General features: G+C 57.8%; 24 protein-coding genes and 2 pseudogenes. 15 read left to right on the forward strand and 11 right to left on the reverse strand.

Features of this window, described 5'->3' with window-relative positions:
- The first annotated feature begins 7 nt into the window (after nucleotides 1-7).
- A complete protein-coding gene (locus C3406_RS09090) occupies nucleotides 8-1,318 on the forward strand; it encodes an MFS transporter (protein WP_233210548.1) in 1,311 nt (436 codons plus the stop codon).
- Nucleotides 1,319-1,354: 36 nt separating this feature from the next.
- On the opposite strand, the gene C3406_RS09095 is transcribed toward C3406_RS09090, so the two are convergent.
- The 3 genes from C3406_RS09095 to C3406_RS09105 all read right to left on the reverse strand — a co-directional run bounded on the left by C3406_RS09095 (nucleotide 1,355) and on the right by C3406_RS09105 (nucleotide 3,498).
- Nucleotides 1,355-1,573: a hypothetical protein gene (locus C3406_RS09095; protein WP_103822130.1), complete on the reverse strand. Its 219-nt coding sequence runs from the start codon at nucleotides 1,571-1,573 to the stop codon at nucleotides 1,355-1,357.
- Nucleotides 1,574-1,694: 121 nt separating this feature from the next.
- Nucleotides 1,695-1,877, reverse strand: a complete 183-nt coding sequence (locus tag C3406_RS09100) for a con-10 family general stress protein (protein ID WP_103179772.1) — start codon at nucleotides 1,875-1,877, stop codon at nucleotides 1,695-1,697.
- 286 nt (nucleotides 1,878-2,163) lie between these two features.
- Complete coding sequence (locus tag C3406_RS09105; protein WP_103822129.1) at nucleotides 2,164-3,498, reverse strand: aminotransferase-like domain-containing protein; 1,335 nt, start codon at nucleotides 3,496-3,498, stop codon at nucleotides 2,164-2,166.
- A 90-nt stretch (nucleotides 3,499-3,588) separates the two neighbouring features.
- Between C3406_RS09105 and C3406_RS09110 the strand changes: the two genes are divergently transcribed.
- From C3406_RS09110 to C3406_RS26820, 4 genes and pseudogenes are all read left to right on the forward strand, one after another.
- The gene (locus C3406_RS09110; protein WP_103822128.1) at nucleotides 3,589-4,467 is read left to right on the forward strand and encodes a DMT family transporter; all 879 of its coding nucleotides are present in this window, start codon (nucleotides 3,589-3,591) and stop codon (nucleotides 4,465-4,467) included.
- Nucleotides 4,468-4,486: 19 nt separating this feature from the next.
- Nucleotides 4,487-5,371 (forward strand): dihydrodipicolinate synthase family protein, encoded by an 885-nt coding sequence (locus tag C3406_RS09115; protein ID WP_103822127.1) that lies wholly within the window; start codon nucleotides 4,487-4,489, stop codon nucleotides 5,369-5,371.
- Between the two features lie 280 nt (nucleotides 5,372-5,651).
- A complete protein-coding gene (locus C3406_RS09120) occupies nucleotides 5,652-6,071 on the forward strand; it encodes a translesion error-prone DNA polymerase V autoproteolytic subunit (protein ID WP_103179769.1) in 420 nt (139 codons plus the stop codon).
- Nucleotides 6,072-6,250, forward strand: a pseudogene (locus C3406_RS26820) (GNAT family N-acetyltransferase); the annotation flags it as partial.
- A 4-nt stretch (nucleotides 6,251-6,254) separates the two neighbouring features.
- Here C3406_RS26820 and bdcA read toward each other — a convergent pair.
- On the reverse strand, nucleotides 6,255-6,968 hold the full coding sequence (bdcA, locus tag C3406_RS09125; RefSeq protein WP_103822126.1) for an SDR family oxidoreductase: 714 nt from the start codon (nucleotides 6,966-6,968) through the stop codon (nucleotides 6,255-6,257).
- Nucleotides 6,969-7,044: 76 nt separating this feature from the next.
- Here bdcA and C3406_RS09130 point away from each other — a divergent pair, with 76 nt between their 5' ends.
- The gene (locus tag C3406_RS09130; protein WP_103822496.1) at nucleotides 7,045-7,635 is read left to right on the forward strand and encodes a TetR/AcrR family transcriptional regulator; all 591 of its coding nucleotides are present in this window, start codon (nucleotides 7,045-7,047) and stop codon (nucleotides 7,633-7,635) included.
- Nucleotides 7,636-7,664: 29 nt separating this feature from the next.
- Here C3406_RS09130 and C3406_RS09135 read toward each other — a convergent pair whose 3' ends face one another.
- Nucleotides 7,665-8,420, reverse strand: coding sequence for an SDR family NAD(P)-dependent oxidoreductase (locus C3406_RS09135; RefSeq protein WP_103822125.1), 756 nt, complete (start codon nucleotides 8,418-8,420; stop codon nucleotides 7,665-7,667).
- 158 nt (nucleotides 8,421-8,578) lie between these two features.
- Between C3406_RS09135 and C3406_RS09140 the strand changes: the two genes are divergently transcribed.
- The gene (locus C3406_RS09140) at nucleotides 8,579-9,457 is read left to right on the forward strand and encodes an AraC family transcriptional regulator (protein ID WP_103822124.1); all 879 of its coding nucleotides are present in this window, start codon (nucleotides 8,579-8,581) and stop codon (nucleotides 9,455-9,457) included.
- A gap of 15 nt (nucleotides 9,458-9,472) precedes the next feature.
- On the opposite strand, the gene C3406_RS09145 is transcribed toward C3406_RS09140, so the two are convergent.
- Nucleotides 9,473-10,402: an aromatic alcohol reductase gene (locus tag C3406_RS09145; RefSeq protein ID WP_103822123.1), complete on the reverse strand. Its 930-nt coding sequence runs from the start codon at nucleotides 10,400-10,402 to the stop codon at nucleotides 9,473-9,475.
- A 138-nt stretch (nucleotides 10,403-10,540) separates the two neighbouring features.
- Here C3406_RS09145 and C3406_RS09150 point away from each other — a divergent pair, with 138 nt between their 5' ends.
- The gene (locus tag C3406_RS09150) at nucleotides 10,541-11,449 is read left to right on the forward strand and encodes a LysR family transcriptional regulator (protein WP_103822122.1); all 909 of its coding nucleotides are present in this window, start codon (nucleotides 10,541-10,543) and stop codon (nucleotides 11,447-11,449) included.
- Here the strand turns inward: C3406_RS09150 and C3406_RS09155 are convergent.
- Entirely contained in the window at nucleotides 11,433-12,356 is a 924-nt protein-coding gene (locus C3406_RS09155; RefSeq protein ID WP_103822495.1) for a LysR family transcriptional regulator, read from the reverse strand. The two genes, C3406_RS09150 and C3406_RS09155, sit on opposite strands and share 17 nt — an antisense overlap.
- A gap of 91 nt (nucleotides 12,357-12,447) precedes the next feature.
- Here C3406_RS09155 and C3406_RS09160 point away from each other — a divergent pair.
- Nucleotides 12,448-13,360, forward strand: a pseudogene (locus tag C3406_RS09160) (NmrA/HSCARG family protein).
- 42 nt (nucleotides 13,361-13,402) lie between these two features.
- Here the strand turns inward: C3406_RS09160 and C3406_RS09165 are convergent.
- Nucleotides 13,403-14,308: an SDR family oxidoreductase gene (locus tag C3406_RS09165; protein WP_103822121.1), complete on the reverse strand. Its 906-nt coding sequence runs from the start codon at nucleotides 14,306-14,308 to the stop codon at nucleotides 13,403-13,405.
- A 100-nt stretch (nucleotides 14,309-14,408) separates the two neighbouring features.
- On the opposite strand from C3406_RS09165, the gene C3406_RS09170 reads away from it, so the two are divergent.
- Complete coding sequence (locus C3406_RS09170; protein WP_103822120.1) at nucleotides 14,409-15,239, forward strand: helix-turn-helix transcriptional regulator; 831 nt, start codon at nucleotides 14,409-14,411, stop codon at nucleotides 15,237-15,239.
- Here C3406_RS09170 and C3406_RS09175 read toward each other — a convergent pair.
- Nucleotides 15,236-16,165, reverse strand: coding sequence for an AraC family transcriptional regulator (locus C3406_RS09175; protein WP_103822119.1), 930 nt, complete (start codon nucleotides 16,163-16,165; stop codon nucleotides 15,236-15,238). The genes C3406_RS09170 and C3406_RS09175 overlap by 4 nt on opposite strands.
- A 98-nt stretch (nucleotides 16,166-16,263) precedes the next feature.
- On the opposite strand from C3406_RS09175, the gene C3406_RS09180 reads away from it, so the two are divergent.
- The 3 genes from C3406_RS09180 to C3406_RS09190 all read left to right on the forward strand — a co-directional run bounded on the left by C3406_RS09180 (nucleotide 16,264) and on the right by C3406_RS09190 (nucleotide 18,293).
- On the forward strand, nucleotides 16,264-17,010 hold the full coding sequence (locus C3406_RS09180) for an SDR family oxidoreductase (protein WP_103822118.1): 747 nt from the start codon (nucleotides 16,264-16,266) through the stop codon (nucleotides 17,008-17,010).
- 71 nt (nucleotides 17,011-17,081) lie between these two features.
- Complete coding sequence (locus tag C3406_RS09185) at nucleotides 17,082-17,801, forward strand: DUF1571 domain-containing protein (protein WP_233210549.1); 720 nt, start codon at nucleotides 17,082-17,084, stop codon at nucleotides 17,799-17,801.
- Between the two features lie 15 nt (nucleotides 17,802-17,816).
- A complete protein-coding gene (locus C3406_RS09190; protein ID WP_103822116.1) occupies nucleotides 17,817-18,293 on the forward strand; it encodes an SRPBCC family protein in 477 nt (158 codons plus the stop codon).
- Between the two features lie 32 nt (nucleotides 18,294-18,325).
- On the opposite strand, the gene C3406_RS09195 is transcribed toward C3406_RS09190, so the two are convergent.
- A complete protein-coding gene (locus C3406_RS09195; RefSeq protein ID WP_233210550.1) occupies nucleotides 18,326-19,225 on the reverse strand; it encodes a LysR family transcriptional regulator in 900 nt (299 codons plus the stop codon).
- Between the two features lie 159 nt (nucleotides 19,226-19,384).
- Between C3406_RS09195 and C3406_RS09200 the strand changes: the two genes are divergently transcribed.
- Nucleotides 19,385-19,930 (forward strand): VOC family protein, encoded by a 546-nt coding sequence (locus tag C3406_RS09200; protein WP_103822114.1) that lies wholly within the window; start codon nucleotides 19,385-19,387, stop codon nucleotides 19,928-19,930.
- Nucleotides 19,927-20,382 (forward strand): nuclear transport factor 2-like protein, encoded by a 456-nt coding sequence (locus tag C3406_RS09205; RefSeq protein WP_103822113.1) that lies wholly within the window; start codon nucleotides 19,927-19,929, stop codon nucleotides 20,380-20,382. Before C3406_RS09200 ends, C3406_RS09205 begins: the two co-directional genes overlap by 4 nt.
- 48 nt (nucleotides 20,383-20,430) lie before the next feature.
- Here the strand turns inward: C3406_RS09205 and C3406_RS09210 are convergent, their stop codons facing one another.
- Nucleotides 20,431-20,808, reverse strand: a complete 378-nt coding sequence (locus C3406_RS09210; protein ID WP_103822112.1) for a RidA family protein — start codon at nucleotides 20,806-20,808, stop codon at nucleotides 20,431-20,433.
- Nucleotides 20,809-21,262 lie beyond the last annotated feature (454 nt).

Here is a 21,262-nt window from a genome sequence, read left to right on the forward strand (position 1 = left end):
GGCGCCTGTGTCCCGTAAGCTGCGTAAAGTGCTGTTTGCTACCGGCATCGGCCATTTTGTCGAATGGTTTGATTTCGGGCTTTACGGCACGCTGGCCGCGTTTATTGGCCTGCACTTTTTCCAGGCTGAAGATCCGGCGTTGGCGCTACTGTCGTCGTTCGCGGTGTTTGGCGCCGGATTTGTGATGCGTCCGCTGGGCGGGCTGTGGTTTGGCTCCCTCGGGGATCGCCTCGGGCGCCGCAAAGTACTGACGACCGTGATCATTTTGACCTCGGGCGCCACCTTTCTGATCGGACTGCTGCCCACTTATTCGCAGGTGGGGCTTCTCGCCACGGTGCTGCTGGTGCTGGTGCGGCTGATTCAGGGATTTGCCGCCGGGGGCGAAAGCGCAGGGGCCACCACCTTTCTGGCCGAATATGCCCCCGCCCACCGCCGGGGCTACTTTACCTGCTGGATCGATAACTTCGGCTTTCTGGCCTTTGTTGCCGCCTCTGGCCTGGTGTTGCTGCTCACCACGGTGCTGGGAGAGGCGGCGATGAATGAGTGGGGCTGGCGCATTCCGTTTTTGCTCGCCGGGCCGCTGGGCTGGATTGGCCTCTACCTGCGCACCCATCTTGAAGACTCCCCCGAGTTTCTGGCCTTAAAGAGAAGCAATCATACGGAGGCCGCCCCGCTGTACACGGCGGTCACCACCGAGCGACGCGCGCTGGGCTTCTGCATCGGTTTTGTGGTGATCAAGGCGGTGGGACACTGGATGTTACAGGCTTTTATTCCCGCCTACCTGACGACGGAGCTGCGCTTTCAGACGACGCAGGCGTACATTATTACCACGTTCGCGCTCCTGGCTGTCGCGGTGATGGTGCCCTTTATGGGATATCTGTCGGACAGGTTTGGCCGCAGGCCGCTGATGCTGGCGGGCTGCGTGGGGTTTATCCTCCTGAGCTGGCCTGCCATGGGATTGATGGCGCAGGGCGATATCGTCTACGCGCTACTGGCGATGCTGCTGCTGGGGATCTGCATTGCCGCCTTTGACGGGGCCAGCTGCGCGGCTATCGCGGAGCTGTTTCCTACCCGCATTCGTTTTGGCAGTATCGCCATCGCCTATAACCTGGCGGTGGCGTTCTTTGGCGGCATCACGCCGTGGTTTTCGACCTGGCTGGTTATAAAGAGCGGCAATCCGCTCTCACCCGCGCTGTTTGTCATGGCGGCCGCCTTGATCACCTTCCTGACAGTATTACGGGCGAAAGAGACCGCCGGACTGCCGCTGCGTCGCTACGTACGGCATAAAAAAACCCGGCGGGGAAGGCCGGGCAAATAACAAAGCACAACAAATGTTGCATCACTTAACAGCTGATTACTTCAGATCTCGGTGCGCCATGGCGTTGACCAGGTACGACTGACGCTGACTGAGCCTCACTTCACTGTCAGCGTCACGGCCCCTGATGATATTGAGCGCCGGACCGCCGCTATCCGGTGAGCGGGTACACTCCGCATCCTCCGGAATTATCCAGCCGACATCATCACGGGTGCGATGATTATTGCGTGCGTTACGAACTCTGCGTCTTAAATGCATACTCTAACCTCCGTATAATTTATCGGGCTGCGTTTGCATAGTGTGGCAAAATTGCCGCTCGGTACGTCCATGAATATATTGTCTGACATATCGCGGTTAGCGGAAAATATATCGCAGCGGATTACGCTGCGGGTTTGCGTCCGCCACCACGACTATTTTGTCCGCCTTTTTTCCCCGCTTCGGATGCCCGCTGCGGGTCGTTCTTGAAGTTACCGCCGCTACTCTGTCCGCCTTTACGGCCCGCCTGGGATGCACGCTCCCGGTCTTCTGCGAAATTGCCGGAACCGCCTCGATGATTAGCCATAACTTGTCTCCAGTTTTTCGTTGAGAATACTTTAAGGAAAACTAACTTCCTCAAATGCGTGCACAAATAAATGTAGACAGAACGGAACAAACGTCAATAAGCCTCCCGATGCGTTTTTTGCTTGTTCAAGGCTAACAAATTTTAATTTTTACCGGCTCCAGGAAATATATCCTCGCTAATAAATAAGTTAGCCTCCCTTATATATCTGACGAATAGTTTTCAGGTGATAAAAGGTGTTTACAGATTCATAAAATAATTCCCTCTCTGAGGAAATTTGAGATAAGTCTTAACGGCTTTGTTCAAGCTCAATCGCTGCTCTGACCTGCAGCAACGCGTGGCGTAACGACTCAACCGGCACCGATCCGAGGGCAACCCGGATCGCCTGCGGCACTGTACCGGAGATCGAAAAGGGTTCCGCGGTGGAGACGGAGATATTGAGGTCCATCAGCGCCTTCACCACCCGATCGGCCCGGGCTTCCTCTGCCAGCGGCAGCCACGCAAAGTAAGAGTCGGGATGGGTAATACAGGATAGATCCCCCAGGGCCGCTTTCAGCACTCGCTGCCGCAGCCGGGCGTCGCGCCTTTTCAGGGTTTCAAAGCGGGCTACGGTGCCGTCCTGGATCCAGTGGCAGACCATCGTGCTCATCACCGATGGCGTGTTCCAGGTAGTGGCCCGGATAGCCCTCTCCAGTGCCGGGCGCAGATCGGGCGGGCAGACCACCGCACCGACCCGCAGGCCGGTCGCCACGTTTTTTGAAAAACCGGTGACACAGACCGTTCGCTCCGGCGCGAAGCTGGCAACAGGCGGTGGCGGACGGCGGATCAGCCAGCCGTAGGCGGTGTCTTCGATAATCAGCAGATCATGCTGCCGGGCAATCTTTGCCAGCGCCTGACGCTGGTCGCGGTTCAGCACCCAGCCCAGCGGGTTATGCAGCGTAGGCATGGTGTAAATGGCGCGCACGTGGCGTCTCTGACAGATCTGGCGTAACGCGGCCAGATCGGGCCCGGTTTCCGTTGCAGGAATAGCGATAAGCTCAAGGTGATACAGTGCTGCCAGCACCTTAAAGCCGGGATAGGTGAGGGCATCCACCGCCACCACGTCACCGGGCCGAAGCAGCCCCATAACAGTGATGGTCAGGCCATGCTGGGCCCCGTTCACAATGAGCACGTTGTCTGCCGACGGCTGAAAGTACGGCCCGGCAAGGTGTGCGGCCACAATCTCCCGCTCCGTCTGCCTGCCTGCATGGGGTTGATAGCGCAGGTGCGATTCGATTTCTCCCGCGGCAGCAATCTGTCTGAGCGCCTCCCGCAGCAGCTCTCCCTGGCCCGGCAGGGCGGGATAGTTGAAATTCAGATCCAGTACATCGGTGGCGATCGCATGTTGATCGATTCCCTGACCTGACGGTAACAGGATCTCCCTGACGAAGGTGCCGCGTCCGGTTTCACCGCTGACCAGCCCCATTTTCTCCAGCTCGGCATAGACCCGTGTGGCGGTGGCGAGAGAGATACGCTCCCGGGCGGCGAGCGTCCGGTGTGTGGGCAGGCGGGTGCCTGCTGTCAGCGTGGCGGAGCGGATCAGTTGCGCGTAGCGATCCACGATCCCTTTGTAACGGGCTTTCATCAAATGTATCCATGACAATAATTTGATTGTATTAGATTGGCGAGACTACCATCCGCTCCACAGAGGCTCAAGATCGGGAAGGTAACGGGAATGGATATTGCGGTAGATAAAAACGCGCTGTCAGGCTGGCTCAACGGCCTGTTGGGGGTGGTAATTTTCAGCGGTTCCTTGCCCGCCACCCGGATTGCGGTGCAGGACTTTGATCCCTTCTTCCTGACCTTTGCCCGGGCCTCGCTTGCCGGAGGGCTGGCCCTGATCTTGATCGTGGGGTTACGGGAGAAGCGCCCGCCAGCCGCGCAAATTGTGCCGCTGATGATAGTCTCGTTGGGCGTGGTGGTCGGCTTTCCGCTGCTTACCGCGCTGGCGTTGCAGCATGTCACGACCGCCCACTCGATTGTGTTTCTCGGGCTGTTGCCGCTGATGACCGCCATTTTCGCCGTGCTGCGCGGCAAGGAGCGCCCCGCCAGGGCCTTCTGGATCTTCTCGGTGCTGGGCAGCCTGCTGGTGGTGGGATTTGCTCTTTCGCAGGGCGCGGCGCTCTTCCTGACCGGCGATCTGCTGATGCTCGCGGCGGTGATCGTCTGCGGCCTGGGCTATGCCGAAGGGGCCGCGCTCACCCGTGAGACAGGCGGCTGGCAGGTGATCGGCTGGGCGCTGATCCTGGCGCTGCCTTTTATGGTGGTGGCCTCCCTTCTGATGATGCCTGTATCCTTTAGCGGCATCGGTTTTCCGGCCTGGGCCGCGCTCGGCTATGTGTCGCTGTTCAGCATGCTGATTGGATTTATCTTCTGGTACAAAGGGCTGGCTCGTGGCGGGATCGCGGCGGTCGGGCAGCTACAGCTGTTGCAGCCGTTTCTGGGGCTGGGGCTGTCCGCCACGCTGTTACATGAGAGGGTGAGCCCGTTGATGGTGTTTATCACCCTGGGTGTCATTCTGTGTGTTATTGCTTCGCGGAAATATGCCCGCTGAATTTTAAAAGGGATCCAAAATGTTTAATGGTCTGAGTGCATTTCCCCTGACCCCACTGGTGCAGGGGAAACCCGATGAGAAAGCCTTTGGCGCGTTGATTGAGGCGCTTGCAGCGGCAGAGGTAAATTCCATCGGCGCGCTGGGCTCCACGGGGAGTTACGCCTACTTAACCCGGGAGCAGCGTTTTGCCGCCACAAGGCTGGCGGTGAGTGCCGCAGCGGGCGTGCCGGTGATGACCAGTATCGGCAGCGTCAACGCGGAAGAGATCGTGAGACTGGCAGAGGATGCGCAAAAGGCCGGGGTGAGCGGCCTGCTGCTGGCCCCGCTCTGTTACCAAAAACTGACGGCGGAGGAAGTGTTCCGCCTGTACGAGCGCGTCTGCGGTGAAATTTCCGTTCCGCTCTGTATCTACGACAATCCGGCGACCAGCGGCTTTGAATTTAATGATGAACTGCTGGTGGCGCTGTCGTTTTTACCCAATATGGGGTCCATCAAGCTCGGCGATCTGCCAGCCGATCCGGCTGACGCCTCAGCCCGTGTGGCGAAGCTGAAAAATCAGGTGGCAGCGGGGGTGACGATTGGCATCAGCGGTGATGCGCAGTCGGCTGCCGGTCTGCTGGCAGGGTGCGACGTCTGGTACTCGGTGCTGGCCGGACTTTTCCCGGATTATTGCCTGCGGTTGACGCAGGCGGCGCTGCGGGGGGATGTGGAGGAGACCCGGCGGCTTAACGGCGCGCTGGAGCCGTTATGGGGATTCTTCCGTCGATACGGGAGCTTGCGGGTGATTGCGACGGTGGCGGAGTTGCGTGGGAGAGTTGCGACGCCGTGTTTACCTTTTCCGTTGCAGACGCTGGCGGGGGCGGAGCGGGATGCGTTGCAGGAGGTGGCAGAGCGGGTTTTGTAGGCCCGTGCAAGCGAAGCGCCGCCGGGCAATGCGCGGGCGGCCTGGCGATATCACCGAATTGATGGCAGAGGAGCGGGAGCGTGCCCGCACCCTCTGTATCCTTCATCAGCCTGTTTGAAGGCCTCCAGGCCAGAAAACATTTACAAAACAAATATTTCTAATTGCAACAATCACTTGTAAGCGAAGCGGTTAAGTAATAAACCGTCGTTGTCGGCCTGCGACTTGATTGCGCTTCGCGCCACGACTACTGTATATAAAAACAGTATTCGAGGAACGAATCATGGAGTTTTACCAACTTTCAGCGCTGCGCGAGGTGATTGCGCTCCCCCTTTTCAGCGATGTGGTACAGTGCGGTTTTCCCAGCCCGGCCCAGGACTATGTTGAACAGCGTATCGATTTAAATAAATTACTTATTCAGCATCCCAACTCGACCTACTTTGTGAAGGCGGCCGGGGATTCGATGATTGATGCCGGGATCGGCGACGGCGATCTGCTGATTGTCGACAGCGCCAGAACGGCGCAGCATGGGGATATTGTGATCGCCGCGGTGGAGGGGGAATTTACGGTAAAACGCCTGCAGCTCCGACCCCGGGTGCAGCTTAACCCGATGAACAGCGCCTATTCGCCCATCCTCGTAAGCAGCGAAGAGTCGCTCGATATCTTTGGCGTGGTGACCTATATCGTGAAGTCGGCGGATTAGGCGGGAACAGGCCAGAAACTTCTCGCCGCCGCTGAACGTCTCGCCCTGGATAAAGGCTGTACGCAGATTGAGCTTTCAAGCAGTGAAAGACGCGTCAGGGCGCATAATTTTTATGAAAATAAGGTTATAAAGAGGTCAGGAAGCGCTTCGTCAAGCGCCTCGCTGACCCCTCCCTCTGAAAGATTATGCGCCAAAGGCACCGTCGATGGTGTGCATGGCGCCTGTCACGAATGACGCTTCCGGGCTCGCCAGCCAGGCGACCATGCCCGCCACTTCCTCAGGACGCCCGTGTCGTTTAATTGCCATAAAGCTGTGCATCAGCTCCTTCATCGGGCCACTCTCCGGATTTGCATCGGTATCGATGGGGCCGGGCTGCACGACGTTAACCGTGATCCCGCGTGGACCAAAGTCACGCGCCAGGCCGCGCGCCAGCCCTTGCAGTGCCGATTTACTGACCGCATAAGAGGCCATCCCCGGAATGGGCATACGATCGCCATTCACAGAACCGATGACAATAATGCGTCCGCCGTCCGGCATTTGCCGGGCCGCCTCAACCGCGGCATGGTAAGGCGCGTGAATGTTGATCTGAAAGAGGCGATCGACGGCGTCGCTATCCTGCTCCAGCGCATCGCCAAAGAGCGCAATGCCTGAGTTGACGACCAGAACATCCAGCGGCCCGCTGTCACGCACCAGTTTTATCACCGCATCCCGGTCGGCGCTGTCGGTCTGTACCGCCACACTTCCGGTTTCAGCGGCCAGCTGCGCGGCGGCGTCTGGCGATCCCGCATAGCTGAACACCACCGATGCGCCCTCGGAGGCAAAGCGCCTGACGATAGCCGCGCCAATGCCACGACTTCCGCCTAAAACCAGTACCGATCTCTTTTGCAGTGCAGCCATAAAACGTTCCTTATGATATTGTAGTGATCATTACAATATGCGTCGGCTATGCGTGCCGTCAAGGAGTAATGTAGTGATCACTACAAAAAAGAGCCGTACCCCAGGACGGCCTCGCCGGTTCGATCCTGAGCAGGCCATTGAAACCGCCCAACACCTCTTTCACTCGCAGGGTTATGACGCGGTGAGTGTGGCTGATCTGACAAAGGCGTTCGGCATTAATCCCCCCAGCTTCTATGCCGCCTTTGGCAGTAAGTTGGGGCTCTACACCCAGGTGCTGGAGCGGTATAGCCATACTGGCGCGATCCCCTTTACTGAACTCTTGCGTCACGACCGCCCGGTGGCGCAGTGCCTGATGGATGTTCTGCACGAAGCGGCAAAACGCTATGTGAGCGATCCGACGGCAGCCGGGTGCCTGGTACTGGAAGGGATCCATTGCAACGATCGGCCTGCGCGCGAGGCGGCAAGCGAATTGCACACGGCTGCGGAAGAGACTATCCGGGCCTATATTGCTCAATACTATCCGCACGAAGCCGTTCGGCTGACCGACTTTATCAGCACATTGATGGCGGGACTGTCGGCGAAAGCGCGGGCAGGGGATAGTCTGGTGCGTCTGCAGGAGACCGTGCGCCTGGCGGGTCTGGCCCTGCAGCCGTTACTTTCGCGCTGAGGCCAGACCCGGTTCTTATTGCGTGGGGATCAGATGGTCTGTCCGCCCGACACCTCGATACGCTGGGCGGTCACCCACCGGTTGTCGTCACGCAGCAGGCTGGCGACCATCGGGCCGATATCATCGGGAACGCCGACACGCCCGAGCGCGGTCATGGCGGCAAACTGTGCGTTAACATCGGCGTTGTCGCGCACCAGGCCGCCGCCGAAATCGGTCTCAATGGCCCCTGGCGCGACGGTATTGACGGTGATACCGCGTCCGCCCAGCTCGCGGGCCATATACACGCCCAGCATCTCAACGGCCGCTTTTGCCGCGGCGTAGGCCGAAAACCCCGGGTAGGAAACCCGGGTCAAACCGGACGAAAAGTTAACGATCCGCCCGCCGTCGGCCAGCAGCGGCAACAGCGCCTGCACCAGGAAAAATACCCCTTTGACGTGAACGTCGAACAGCCCGTCGAACTGCGCTTCGGTCGTATCGGCCAGGGTAGCAAACTCACCGTGACCGGCGTTATTAATCAGATGATCGAAGGTGTCGCGCGCCCAGACTTCAGCAAGCTGCGTGCGCAATGTTTCGGCAAAGCGCGGGAAACTTGCCGTCTGCGCCATATCAAGCTGGAGGGCAATCGCTTTGCGTCCCAGCGCGCGGATCTCCGCGACAACCGCTTCAGCCTGCTCAGTGTTTCCTCTGTAAGCGACAATGACATCACCCCCCTGTTGTGCAATGGCGAGGGCGGTACGACGGCCGAGGCCACGGTTGGCGCCGGTGATAAGTGCGATTTTATTCATGACAGCTCCTGTCTGTTGAGTGGTATCACTACAGTAGGAGAAGCCCCTCTGTGGCCCTTGCCCGATCCTTGTGAAGTTTTGCCCATTTCTCTTTCAGGGAGGTGTTCTGTCGCCAGTTATCACATACTATCGTTTAAAAACTTGCCCGAAAGGATCCTATGCCTGCTGCACTGTTCGAGCTTTGTCGCCGTTATGCTGATATCCACGCCGACCGTAGCGGGGTGGCGGTTACGCCGGTGCCGGGGTTAACCCTTATCCGGGCTTTGCATCCCGGCGAGCTGCAGGCTGCCATCAACAGACCGCTGATTGCGATGCTGTTGCAGGGACGCAAATGCGTCACGACCGGTACTGAACGTTTTGACTATGGCCCGGGCGAGGCGATGGTGATTGCTGCGGATGTGCCGACGATCAGCCAGATAACGCAGGCCAGCCTTCGCCATCCCTACTATTCCCTGGTGCTCGAGCTGGATACTGCCATCCTGCGTGAGCTTCAGGCGCTGGCACCCGCAGGGCAGGGTGACGGACCTTACGTCGGCATTGAACCAATGAATGCCGGGGTGGCGGATGCAGCTTACCGGCTGGCAAGGCTGTTTGACGACCCGCCCGCGCTGGCGGTCCTGGGGGAGGGATTACGCAGAGAGCTACATTACTGGCTGCTCCGTAGCGTACACGGGGCGGCTATCCGTGCCCTTGGCGCAGTAGAGAGCTATTCCGCACGCATCAGCCGCGCGGTCGCGGTTTTGCGTAAGGATTTTACCCGCACGATAAGCGTTGAAGAGCTTGCCGGCGTGGCGGGAATGAGCGTTTCCGTGTTCCATCAACATTTCCGGGCCATCACCACCACCTCGCCGTTACAGTTTCAGAAACAGCTGCGCCTGATCCACGCCCGTCGGCTGATGCTGACAGAAGGAACCGCCATCGCTCAGGCGGCCTACAGGGTAGGCTATGCCAGCGTGTCGCAGTTCACCCGGGAATATGCCCGGATGTATGGCGTGCCGCCGGGGCGTGACAGGCGGCTGGCTAAAGCCAGCGCCTGAGGCCGGGGGCAAACGTTAAATGGCCGTTTTGAGCCAGGAGGCAATATCCTGCGTGGGCAGATTGTGCCGCGCATTCCAGGTTTCACTCATCGGCCACCACACTCCCTCTCCCCGGGCAAAGGCGACGCGATAGCGCAGCATCGGATCATCCGGCTGTAAACGCAGTTCTTCCTGTAAGGCGGGCAGCGTGAATACGCTTTTCGCGAAGGTCTGTTTTGTCACGCGTTCAACCGTCTCCGCCAGTTTTCCATACGAGGTCGTTTCCCCTGCGACAAATACCACCTCGTTGATTATTCGTGGCTGCTGCAAATAGATCGCCGTGGTCAGTCGGCCAATATCCGCGGGTGAGGTCACGGTGACCTGGGTGTTCCATCCTCCGAGAGCATGGAGGGTTTTGTTGGCTAGATTCACCACATCAAACGCCGGTTCGAAGAGAAAGCTGGTAAACATACCGGTTGACACAATCACCCACTCCGTCGCGCGCTGTTCCCGCAACAGGGTTCTGACATCATACTGTTCGTCCCAGACGGGTTGGCCGCTTCCTTTGCCAACCACATCGTAATTAACGCCAAACTGCCAGGGGAAGTAGCGTCTCACGCCCGCCTCCAGCACCGCGCGGGTAATTTTTATCTGTGTCCCTGCACCGGCGATAAAACCCATGCAGTTGATCACCGTATCAAAGCCAGCAAAGTGGGGTTTTAACGATTCAATCGTACTGGCTGCAACGTCAACGGCCATAAATGTTGCGCCTGAATCAGCCAGTCGCTGATGGTCATCGGAGAGCAGATTACCCTGTTGATCCAGTGACCCGGGCGAGACGATAACCGAGACGCTGCCGTTTCGCCGTGTGACTGCCGGGATGAGAAAATCCAGTACGGCGGTGCCCAGTTGTCCCGCTCCCAGCACCAATACTTTTTCGCCTTTATTAACATTGCGCTCTGCCATTTTTATTCCTCACGGTTACCAGCAGCCTGTTTGCTACGATTAAGGCAAGTGTATGGCCGGGATGTTTATTCGATAAGAGGCTGCTCGCGGGTTAGACTGTTCGTAAAAATGGCATAATCAGTTGGTCTGGAGGGCAATATGGATAAGCTGGAAGCAATGCAGGTCTATGTCGGCGTGGTGGATACCCATAGCTTCGCCAGGACAGCCGAAGCGATGGGATTGCCGCGTTCAACGGTCTCCCGGGTGATTAAGGAGCTGGAGTCCTGGCTGGGGATCCAGCTTCTGCAGCGAACCACCCGCACACTCAGCGTGACCGCCGATGGCCGACGGTACTACGAGGAGTGCAAACGCGTGCTGGCTGATATTGCCGCCATAGAATCCTCTTTTCCTGGCCGGGCGGCGCAGCCCAAAGGGCGTTTCAAGGTGGGGATGCCGCAGTCGCTGGCCCGGCACTGCATTCTCCCGAGGCTTGCGGAGTTTCTGCAGCGCTACCCTGAGCTGGAATTGATCCTGTGTTCCAGCGATAACGTCGAAGATATCATTCAGGAAGGATATGACTGCGTGATTCGTACCGGCAGAATCGACGATTCAACCACGCTGGTGGCGCGACCTCTCGCGAACTTTAAGTGGGTGGTTCTGGCCTCTCCGGCATACCTTGCCGCCCATGGTAAGCCGGAAAATATTGATGATCTGGAAAGGCATTACGCCGTTGGCTATCTCAACCATCGCACCGGACGCACCACCGACTGGTTTTTTACCCTTGAGGAGGGCGATTGCGCGATCCGGATGAAAGAGACGCTGGTTGTCGATGATACCGACGCCTATATTCAGGCCGGGATACAAGGGCTCGGATTAATTCGCGTGGCCAGCTATCTGGTGACGTCCTGGCTCCGGAGCGGTGCGCTTGTGCCCTGCATGGAGACTGTCTCGTATGATTTGCCCCTGTCGCTGGTCTATCCGCAAAACCGGTATCTTCCTCCTGCGGTGCGCGCTTTTTATGACTGGAGTCGCACGGTGCTCTCTCAACCTGCTAAAGGCGCAGCATAGTCGCTTTTAACTGCGCCATCAGCCACTCCAGGGCGGGATCCTGCACCCGGCGCTTGTGGCGCAAAATGCACAGCGTAAAGGTGGGGTACTTCACGGGCGTTGCGCTGGAACGTAACGCAAAATGCTGCTGCCAGCGTCGGGCCAGTCCGTCGGGAACCGTGGCGAAAACGGGCATCGTGGTTAACAGCAGAGGAAAGGTGGAAAAATTGGCCGTCACGTAACGCACGCGCCGCTGCAACCCCTGGCTGGCAAGCTGCCGGTCAATTTCACTGTGGCTTGATTCGCGATACGACACCATAACATGCTCATAAGCGATAAAGTCGTTTACCGACAAGGGCCCTTCACAGGGGATCTGCTCTGCTGACCAGAGCGTGGAAACGCCCATCGTCATGACGGGCTCGCTCACGATCTCTCCCGTGCTCTGCTTGTTCAGCGAAACGGCAATATCAATGGCATCCTCCTCCAGTAATCGACGTACCTGAAAGGGATCGGCGGGGAGACTATGCAGCGCCACGCCAGGTGCCTGATGGGCGATGGCGGGCAGGAGATCCGGCATCAGCCAGTGCTCGCTCCAGTCGCTTATGCCCAGGCGAAAGGTCCGTTTTGCCGTGGCGGGAGAGAAGTCCTGAGCGCCAAAAATGACGGTATGCAGGTTTTCCATCAGCGGCTGCATATGAACCATCAGGGCTTCGGCGCGCGGTGTCGGCAGCATCCCCCGGGCACCGCGAACGAACAGCGGGTCATCAAACATCTCCCGCAGTCTTTTCAACGCCCCGCTAATGGCCGGTTGCCCAAGGTGCAGCACCTCTGCGGTACGGGTGACGCTGGCTTCCCGGTATAACACCAGAAACACCGTCAGAAGATTCAAATCTATCCGGTTAAAATCATTTTCAATGATTTTCTTCATCATATTAATCAATTTGAATGTTAGTTGTGCCAGCAGGATAGTGAACATCACCGAGAAAAAGCAATCATGCAGATTATGCGCGGAGGGCGCGATGAAACATTCCCGGACAGATGAAAGTACGATTCTGGTTTTTGGTGCGACGGGCCAGCAGGGCGGCTCGGTGGCGAATGCGCTGCTTAACAACGGCTGGTCTGTGCGCGTCATGGTGCGCAATCCGTCCTCTCCGGCATCACTCGCCCTGCGGGACGCCGGGGCGGAAATCGTGACCGGAACCTTCGATGACAGGGATGCGATGAGAAGGGCGATGGCAGGGGCATACGGCGTGTTCAGCGTCCAGCCCAGTTCGCCCGGCGGGACGGTGACCGACGACGATGAGGTTAGCTATGGCAAAACCATCGCCAGCCTTGCCGTTGAGTGCGGCGTCCAGCACCTGGTCTATTCTTCAGGCAACGCGGCGGGCAGTAAACCCACGGGCGTAGCGCACTTCGACACCAAGGCGGAAATCGAACGGCATATCCGGACATTGCCCCTGGTTGCGACCATCGTGCGGCCAGCCGCGTTTATGGAGCTGCTGGTGATGCCCGGGTTCGGGCTGGATGAGGGACACTTTCATTTCTTCATGCCGCCGGAAGGATCCATGCAGGTGATCGCGGTGGAAGACATCGGCAAAATCGTCGCCGCGATCTTCGCCGGGCCGGAGCGGTTTGCAGGCAAAACCTTTGAGATCGCCAGCGATGTCGTCACCGGCCTGCGGCTTCAGGCGCTCTTCTCCAGCGCGGCGGGGCTATTCCCGTTTTCCCGACGAGGTACTGGCCGCGAACCCTTTCCTGCAAAAGTTGACGGCGCTGGTGGATGACGGACGGCTGGCAGGGCATGCCGATCTGCAGGCGATGCGACAGCTGAATCCGCAGCTGCAATCCTTTGAGTCCTGGCTGGCGGGGAGCGGGCGGGCTGCTTTCGAGAGGGCGCTGGCAAGCTCTGCCGATTGGGCGTACAACCGCTAAACCCTTTAACCCGGCTCCGGCAAAGGGAGCCGGGTTAAGGAACTATCGGGACGATAATAGCGGCGCGTAATCCATCTTCTCCAGATCCTCGAGCAGGCCGGGACCGGTGGGATGCCAGCCCAACTGCTGACGCGTCCAGGCCGATGATGCGCGCAGGTTCATGGCGGCAAAAATGGCGAGCCAGCCAAAATGCGCTTCAGCCTCTGAAGGCGGAAGGGATATCAGCGGCAGACTGAGCTTACGGGCAAGGGTTTCCGCGATCTGGCGGAGGAGGATCCCTTCTTCGGCAACGGCATGGTAGCGCTTCCCGCGTTCACCACGTTCCAGCACCCGGCGGTAGAGCGCGGCGGCATCGCTGACATGCACTGCCGACCAGCGGTTATCGCCCTCACCGATGCAGGCCACGACCCCTTTCTCAACCGCGTGCTGAATGTACCAGGTGATGAGGCCCTGGCGCCGGGTATCATGCACCTGTGGCAGACGCACAACCTGCACATTAACACCTTCAGCAAGCAGCGCATTGCCTTCAATTTCTGTTGCCACCCGGGGATTATGATTCCCGGTTTTGAACTGATTTTCCTGCGCAATGGCCGTGGCACTGTCATCGCCCATGCCGGTGCCTGAGGTAACGATCAACGGACGATCACTGCCTTTCAGTGCCTGGCCCATCGCGTGGATCACCCGCCGGTCCTTTTCGCAGTTCTCGGCGAAACGGTGAAAATCATGATCAAAAGCCGTATGGATCACCGCATCAGCGCCCTGTGCGCCTGTGGCTAAGGTATCGGGCTCGTCCAGCGTCCCGCGATGCACATCGGCACCCGCAGCGATGAGTGCCTGGGCGCTGCTCTCCGAGCGGGCGAGGCCGGTAACCTGATGTCCGGCCGCCAGCAGTTCAGTAAGGATCCGGGAGCCAATAAAGCCACTCGCACCGGTAAGAAAAACTCGCATAACACACCTCCAGAGTAGGGTTCCGGAACAGAGTAGCGCTATAGTCAGACGAGAAAAGTAGAGACATTATCAGGGTATAAACCTTAACAGGATGACGACGATGCACACTGCTATGCAGTCACTGGGCGATTTTCTGCGGGCGCGACGTTTACGCCTCGATCCGGCCTCCTTTGGCTTTAGCTCGGGCAGGCGACGCACGCCCGGATTGCGCCGTGAAGAGGTTGCTCAGCTCGCCAGTATCAGCCCGGTCTGGTACACCTGGCTTGAGCAGGGTCGTGGCGGCGCGCCGTCGCGGGAGGTGCTTAATCGCATCGCCAGCGGGCTGCGTCTGACCTCACCGGAGCGCGAGCACCTGTTTATTCTGGCTTTTGGCCATCCACCCGACAGGCAATTCACTGTTTCTGCCGAAATGGCGCCACGATTACAGCGGGTTCTGGATGCATTGAGCATCCCTGCGATCGTCAAAACCGTCACCTGGGACGTCATTGCCTGGAATCGCGCCGCCGCATGCGTTTTAACCGATTATGCGCGGCTGCCCGCGACAGAGCGTAACGTTCTGCGCCGCCTGTTCACCGATCCGGCAGTACGCCGGGCGCAAGATGACTGGCAGGCGGTGGCGCGGTTGGTGGTTTACGCGTTTCGTGCTGACGTGGCGCGCGCGGGAACATCGCCGGAAACCGCCAGCCTGATTGCCGAACTTTCCCGTCAGAGCCCTGAATTTGATGCCTGGTGGCAGAGCAACGATGTCGCCAGTCACGGTGAGGGGGTGAAGCGTATCTATCATCCCCAGGCCGGCGCGATAGAGCTTGAATTCTCAACCTTTGCCGTGGAGGGACGGCCGGATCTGGCGATGCTGGTGTTTAACCCGGCGACCGAGGAGAGCCGCCTGAAAATTGATGCCCAGCTCAGACAATCCCCGCTCTGTGGTTAACCGGTGTCGGTGAGCCCGACATGTTTAACCGCCGCGCGATGCTGCGCATATTTCCCCGGCGGCACACCAACATAGCGGGTAAACGCCACGCTGAATGCGCTGGCGGAGCCGTAACCCGTGCGCTCTGCCACTTCGGCGACCGTGACGCCGGTATCGCACAGCAGTTGCATGGCGAGGGTCATGCGCCAGGAGAGCAGGTATCCCATCGGCGTGACGCCCGTCATCTCCGTAAAGCGCTCAAACAGCATCGATCGGGAGAGGGCGCAGCGACTGGCCAGCGCCTGCACCGTCCATTTTCTGGCAGGCTCCTGATGTATCAGCCGTATCGCCTGGGCGATGCGGGGATCGGCCAGACCACGCACTAATCCGGGCGTGGCGAGAGACGTGCCAGAGCGGATAGCCTCGATAAAGAGCAGTTCCAGCATGCGCGCCAGCATGAACGCTTTTCCGGAACGCTGCGCCTGGGCTTCATCCTTTAACAATCCGACCAGCAGCGAAAGACGCTTTTCATCACGCACAAACACAAGCCCGGGCAACAGTGAAACCAGCAAACCCGCATCGGGTGATTCAGACATGCAGTGACCGACCAACGCCAGCATTTCAGGGTCAGCATGGGGATCGCCAAGCCTGAAATGTCTTTCTGCCACTTCGATGGGAGTAGTGTTGACGCCTGGCGAGGCTGGGGGGACGAGGCTCGTCAACGCAAAGTTGTAGGCTGCGGGTATTAAAACAAAATCACCCGCATGCAGTGTGAGGGGCTCATCGCCTTCGCGCTCAAGGCGGCATGTCCCTTCAAGAACAGCGCAGTAGAAGGACAACCCCTCATCCGAGCGGCGGACCCGCCAGATGCCCGCGCCGGTCACCGTTTTTGTCAGCACCGCTTTGAGCTTTAACATGGCGATGGCTTCGGCTAACGGATCGCTCATTTCCGGACTCCTGCTAAAGAATGACGGACTTTTGAATATATATCGTCCAGCCAGGGCTGTCTATTATGTGCTCAGGTAAACCACATGCAGGAGTGATTATGAAAACGGTTATGATTACAGGCTGTTCATCCGGTTTTGGTCTGGAAACCGCACGTTACTTTCTTGAACAGGGCTGGAACGTGATTGCGACGATACGCACACCGCAGGAGGGGCTTCTTCCTTATAGCGATCGTTTGCGCCTCTTAAGCCTCGATGTCACCTCTCAGCAGAGCATCGAGCGGGCTGTTTCAGACGCTGGCGATATCGATGTTCTGGTAAACAATGCCGGGGTAGGGATGTTAAACGCCCTGGAAGGCGTCTCCCCGGAGGCGGTGAGGGAGATTTTTGAAACCAACACGCTTGGCACCATCGCCATGATTCGGGCCGTACTCCCACAGTTCAGACAACGTCGTTCAGGCGTGATCGTGAATGTCACTTCTGCGGTCACCCTTAAACCGCTACCGCTGCTTGCGGTCTACACCGCCAGTAAGGCGGCGGTTAATGTGTTCACCGAATCCCTGGCAATTGAGCTTGCGCCCTTTAATATCCGCATGGGCCTGGTCCTGCCCGGGCGTTCACCCGCAACCCGTTTCGGCGAAAATGCGCAACGGATCATGGGTTCGATTCCCGCAGAGTATGCCGCGTTGAGCGAGCGTGTCTTTAAGGGCATGCAGGATGCGCATGCGAGTGTAACCTTACCCGAGGATGTGGCAAAAGCCATCTGGCAGATGGCAAACGATCCAGATACGCCTGTCCGTTTGCCAGCCGGAGAGGATGCACGGCAGATGGCCGCTCAACGCGTTTAAGTTTCCCGCAAAAGCCACTCAGCAGGTTCAGCGGTTATCCGACATACTGATACCTGTTCCCGGTCATTTTATTGCAGGAGACCATTATCGGCGGCTTCCTCTCTGTGGCGGTAATGCTGACAACATTACTGCTTTTTAGCGTTCACGAGCCTGCGCACGCCGCGGACAAACTGGTGGTGGCCGCAGCCTTTTTGCAGGGTGCTGCTCCCTCCGATCCCCTTGCGCGCGCCCTGCAACGTTTTGCCCAAATTGCCTCTTACCAGGTGATGGTGCGCTCCGTCTCCTCGCAGGACGAAACCAAAGTCATCCGCTATAGCTACCGTAAACCGGGTTATGTGCGGATGGATTTTTCCACGCCTCATGCCGGGGCGGTGCTCATCTATAACCCGGCCAGGGGCAACGTCAAGCTGTGGCCCTTCGGCGCGGGGACGTTTCCGGTGCTGAACCTGTCGCCCACGGATTCATTGATAACGGATGAAAATGGTCATCGGGTGGATCAATCGGACATTGGCGTGTTGCTGAATAACATTCGCCGTCTGCAACAGGGCGGCACAACCACTCTCCCTGGTGAAGAGACCGTTGCCGGGAAACCGGCGGTGCATCTGTCGGTGGTTGGCCCCGAAGGAAAGACTGTCGATGCGGTTCATCGCTATGAGGTGTGGTTTGATAAGCACTCTGGATTGCCCACCAAAGTGGTCAGCTACGGGCTGGGGGGTAAATTACTGGAAACCGTCACGATGGAGGCCATGACCATCAACGTGCGTTTCCCTCCTGATTTCTTCGCACCCTGACGGGAGTCGTGCTCTATGGCTGACTATCAGTTTTCCACCGTCTGGCGGGTTGAGGCTTCTGTACAGGAGGTCTGGGAGATCCTCTGCCATCCGGATTTGTGGCCGGAATGGTGGGAAAGTCTGGAACAGATTATCGAATTAAAGAAAGGAGATGGCCGGGGAATTGGTGCCCTGCATCGCTATACCTGGAAGGGGGCACTCCCGTATCGCATCACCTTTGATATCCATGTATTAACGATTCAACCTTTATGCCTGCTGGAAGGGGAAGCCAGCGGCGAGGTGGAAGGGCGTGGCGTGTGGTCTTTGACCGAACGGGGGAGGGAGACGATCGTCCGGTATGACTGGGATATCCGCACCAATGCCCGCTGGATGAACGTGCTTGCCCCGCTGGCGGGGCCCGTTTTTCGCTGGAATCATGACAGGGTAATGCGCGACGGCGCAAAGGGTTTAGCCCGGCGATTAGGCAGGCGTGTCGAGGTATCTGTGGGTTAAACGACCCCAACCCTGCACGCCCGGAACCTGGCTTAGAGCTCATCCTTAACGGCGGGTATGCGCCATGCCGGCTCGCTGAGGTGTTTCGCGAAGAAGTCGGCTAAGACCTTCACCTTTAACGGACGACTGCGCGCGGTGGGGGTCACAAAGTACAGCCCACCCTGCGTCATCGTCCACTCAGCCAACAGATGCACCAGTTGGCCCGATTTAAGGTACTCAGCGGCGATAAATTCCGGCAGCTCGGCAATGCCTTGCCCTGCAAGAAGGGGAGGCAGCAGTGCCTCGGAGTTAGTGACCCGCAACGGTCCATTTGGGACGATATCTTCCTGAACACCGGAATGATGGACGAAGCGCCACACCTGGCTTCGCGCCCTGTAGGCATAGCTGAAGCACTGCCGGTCTGACAGTTCGCGTGGATGCTGCGGTATACCGTGCTCAGCAAGGTAAGCTGGCGCCGCCACCAGATACTGGGTTACCGCGCAAAGTCTGCGTGCAACCAGTGAGGAGTCCGGCAGCGCGGCAATCCGCAATGCGGCATCAAAACCTTCTGCAATCAGGTCGACGGAGGCGTCCGACAGATGCAGATCCACGCTAATTTCCGGGAACTGGCGAATAAGCTCTGGCATCAGCGGCGCAACCCAACGCAATCCAAAGGACATAGGCACGGCAAGCCGCACATGGCCCCGCGGCTGCACAGACAGTTCGTGGGCTTCGCTTTCCATTTCTTCCGCCTGGCGGTACATCCCGGAAGCTTTTGCCGCCATGCTCTGACCGAACTCTGTCAGGGCAAGCTGGCGGGAGGTTCGGTTAAACAGCCTGCCGCCCAGACGCTCCTCGAGCCGGGCCACGGCGCGTGATACGGTCGGAACAGATACGCCCATCAGACGGGCTGCGGCGGCAAAAGAACCTTCCTCTGCCACCTTCGCAAACATCGCGAGACCTTCAAAATCCGGAAATCTTGTCATTTCAAATTTGCAATGATGAGTTTCAAACCATTCTATTTTGAAAATTTACTCCCGTCGATATGCTTCTCCCCATTGCGATAGCGCCGCTGTCGCTCACCATAAACGCATCATCACTGGGATATATTGATGAAAACGCAACGCATCGCTTCAACGCTCTTCGCTTCCTCACTGTTGCTGGGGGCGGTCAGTCTCTCTGCGCCGGTATTTAGCGCGACAACCTCACCGCTGGTGCCGATTTCGGGGGTGGATCATGCTGGTATCAACGTACCTGACCTCGGCAAGGCTATAGCCTTCTTCCAGACCACCTTCGGGGCAACATTGGAGGCCGACACGACCCCGGGCGCCATCCCGGATGAGTGGAAATCGGCATTTAACTGGCATCAGTCCAGTGAGCTTACCCGCTTTGTCATGATGCGCCTGCCGGATGGCACGGGCGTGGAGCTGTTCCAGTACAGCGGCGAACACATCAGCCACACCCGGCCACATCAGGATGATGACGTCGCCACCCATATCGCGCTGAAAACGCAGGATGTTGCTTCGAGCTATCAGGCGATCAAAAAAGCGGGGCTGAAAACGCTGAACGAACCGATTACCAACGCTGATGGTACCCAGTGGTTTTATTTCCTGACGCCGTGGGGCTCGCAGATAGAGCTGGTGGGAAAAGTGAAATGAAAATATCGATTACCAGAGGATTGCTGCTGGCAGCATTGCTGGCAGGAACACACACCACATTCGCAGAGGGCACAACCATGAACAACAATACCAACCAGACTGCACCGGCAGATTTACAGCAACTTATCGATCGCCATTTCGCCATCTGGAATAACACCCGCGCGGCCGAGCGGGCAACAGCATTTGCCAGCGTCTACACCGCAGACTTTTTCGTTGCCGATTACGATGGTTTATCTACAGGAACAGAAGGCATCAATGCCGCCATCAACAAAGTGCAGACGCAGCACCCTGGTTTCATCTTCACCCCGGCACCGGTCGAGTGGAATCACGGCGTGGCGCGCGTGACCTGGGGCTATGGCCCGCAAGATCAACCCTGGCGGGTGCGCGGTGAAGATGTGTTTACCGTCAGTGACGGCAAACTGTCGAGCGCCCGCGTTTTTCTTAATCAATGAGGGCCTGCACTGGCGGGCGAAATTGCCCGCCGGGATGTGAACAAGGAATTAAAGGCCGAATACAGCTTCAATTTCAATTGAGAGATCCGGAGAGAAGAGGCGGCTGACTTCCACGAGCGAACTGGCAGGCAAGTGCTCGCCGTAATGTCGGTATAACACTTTACGTAGCGCGTCGATCTCCGTAAAAGAGGTGATGAATATAGTCACTTTAACCAGGGCGGAGAAATCAGTGCCTTCTGTGCTGGCGATTTTCCTGATTTGGCTGAATATTTCCTCAGCCTGCGCAGTAATACCATGATGTTGAGCCGCAGTGCCAAAGGCAGTAAGACCGGAAATATAGAGCGTGTTGCCATGCTTTACTGAATGGACGTAAGGCGCCTTGACCTCACCTAATTCAGGATAGTTCTTTCTTATCACATTACTCATGTTACAGGCCTTCTTTAAGGTGAATAAGCTACCGCTTTATAATATGACTTCTAAAGTAGTGCTAATTCGGTTGAACCAGGGAAATGGTAAATGCAAATGACATAACTCGAGAGGGATCTCGTCTGGAGTGCACTCTATGTACCACGATTGTCCACAGTCCAGACAGCAATACATGAATTGTGAGTAATTAAGGGTGGCTTGAAATGATCGCTATCGGGTATATCGAAGTAGTGATTAAGAAATAAATTCCTCTCAAACTGAAACCCCCGATCTTGATATCCGGGTTCAGCCACTGATGATGGTAGTTTGCCGCAGTTACACATAGCCTTCACCATTGAGTTGAATTGCTCAGAAAACATCCTGTAATACGAAGCGACAGATGCCCAGAGGCAAGACGTCTGCTATGAGCGAGAAGCGGAATTTTCAACAGAGCTTTAAAACACTAAAGCGCACG

This window comes from Leclercia sp. LSNIH8, assembly GCF_002920195.1.
Taxonomy (GTDB): domain Bacteria; phylum Pseudomonadota; class Gammaproteobacteria; order Enterobacterales; family Enterobacteriaceae; genus Enterobacter.

What these genes read in the sequence shown, in the direction of transcription:
- C3406_RS09140 (WP_103822124.1), top strand. Translation starts at nt 8,579, where the DNA reads ATGCCTGCTGCACTGTTCGAGCTTTGTCGCCGTTATGCTGATATCCAC.
- C3406_RS09095 (WP_103822130.1), bottom strand. Translation starts at nt 1,573, where the DNA reads ATGCATTTAAGACGCAGAGTTCGTAACGCACGCAATAATCATCGCACC.
- C3406_RS09175 (WP_103822119.1), bottom strand. Translation starts at nt 16,165, where the DNA reads ATGAGCGATCCGTTAGCCGAAGCCATCGCCATGTTAAAGCTCAAAGCG.
- C3406_RS09190 (WP_103822116.1), top strand. Translation starts at nt 17,817, where the DNA reads ATGGCTGACTATCAGTTTTCCACCGTCTGGCGGGTTGAGGCTTCTGTA.
- C3406_RS09120 (WP_103179769.1), top strand. Translation starts at nt 5,652, where the DNA reads ATGGAGTTTTACCAACTTTCAGCGCTGCGCGAGGTGATTGCGCTCCCC.
- C3406_RS09155 (WP_103822495.1), bottom strand. Translation starts at nt 12,356, where the DNA reads ATGAAGAAAATCATTGAAAATGATTTTAACCGGATAGATTTGAATCTT.
- C3406_RS09110 (WP_103822128.1), top strand. Translation starts at nt 3,589, where the DNA reads ATGGATATTGCGGTAGATAAAAACGCGCTGTCAGGCTGGCTCAACGGC.
- C3406_RS09100 (WP_103179772.1), bottom strand. Translation starts at nt 1,877, where the DNA reads ATGGCTAATCATCGAGGCGGTTCCGGCAATTTCGCAGAAGACCGGGAG.
- C3406_RS09145 (WP_103822123.1), bottom strand. Translation starts at nt 10,402, where the DNA reads ATGGCAGAGCGCAATGTTAATAAAGGCGAAAAAGTATTGGTGCTGGGA.
- C3406_RS09135 (WP_103822125.1), bottom strand. Translation starts at nt 8,420, where the DNA reads ATGAATAAAATCGCACTTATCACCGGCGCCAACCGTGGCCTCGGCCGT.
- bdcA (WP_103822126.1), bottom strand. Translation starts at nt 6,968, where the DNA reads ATGGCTGCACTGCAAAAGAGATCGGTACTGGTTTTAGGCGGAAGTCGT.
- C3406_RS09170 (WP_103822120.1), top strand. Translation starts at nt 14,409, where the DNA reads ATGCACACTGCTATGCAGTCACTGGGCGATTTTCTGCGGGCGCGACGT.
- C3406_RS09165 (WP_103822121.1), bottom strand. Translation starts at nt 14,308, where the DNA reads ATGCGAGTTTTTCTTACCGGTGCGAGTGGCTTTATTGGCTCCCGGATC.
- C3406_RS09200 (WP_103822114.1), top strand. Translation starts at nt 19,385, where the DNA reads ATGAAAACGCAACGCATCGCTTCAACGCTCTTCGCTTCCTCACTGTTG.
- C3406_RS09180 (WP_103822118.1), top strand. Translation starts at nt 16,264, where the DNA reads ATGAAAACGGTTATGATTACAGGCTGTTCATCCGGTTTTGGTCTGGAA.
- C3406_RS09105 (WP_103822129.1), bottom strand. Translation starts at nt 3,498, where the DNA reads ATGAAAGCCCGTTACAAAGGGATCGTGGATCGCTACGCGCAACTGATC.
- C3406_RS09195 (WP_233210550.1), bottom strand. Translation starts at nt 19,225, where the DNA reads ATGTTTGCGAAGGTGGCAGAGGAAGGTTCTTTTGCCGCCGCAGCCCGT.
- C3406_RS09115 (WP_103822127.1), top strand. Translation starts at nt 4,487, where the DNA reads ATGTTTAATGGTCTGAGTGCATTTCCCCTGACCCCACTGGTGCAGGGG.
- C3406_RS09150 (WP_103822122.1), top strand. Translation starts at nt 10,541, where the DNA reads ATGGATAAGCTGGAAGCAATGCAGGTCTATGTCGGCGTGGTGGATACC.
- C3406_RS09205 (WP_103822113.1), top strand. Translation starts at nt 19,927, where the DNA reads ATGAAAATATCGATTACCAGAGGATTGCTGCTGGCAGCATTGCTGGCA.
- C3406_RS09210 (WP_103822112.1), bottom strand. Translation starts at nt 20,808, where the DNA reads ATGAGTAATGTGATAAGAAAGAACTATCCTGAATTAGGTGAGGTCAAG.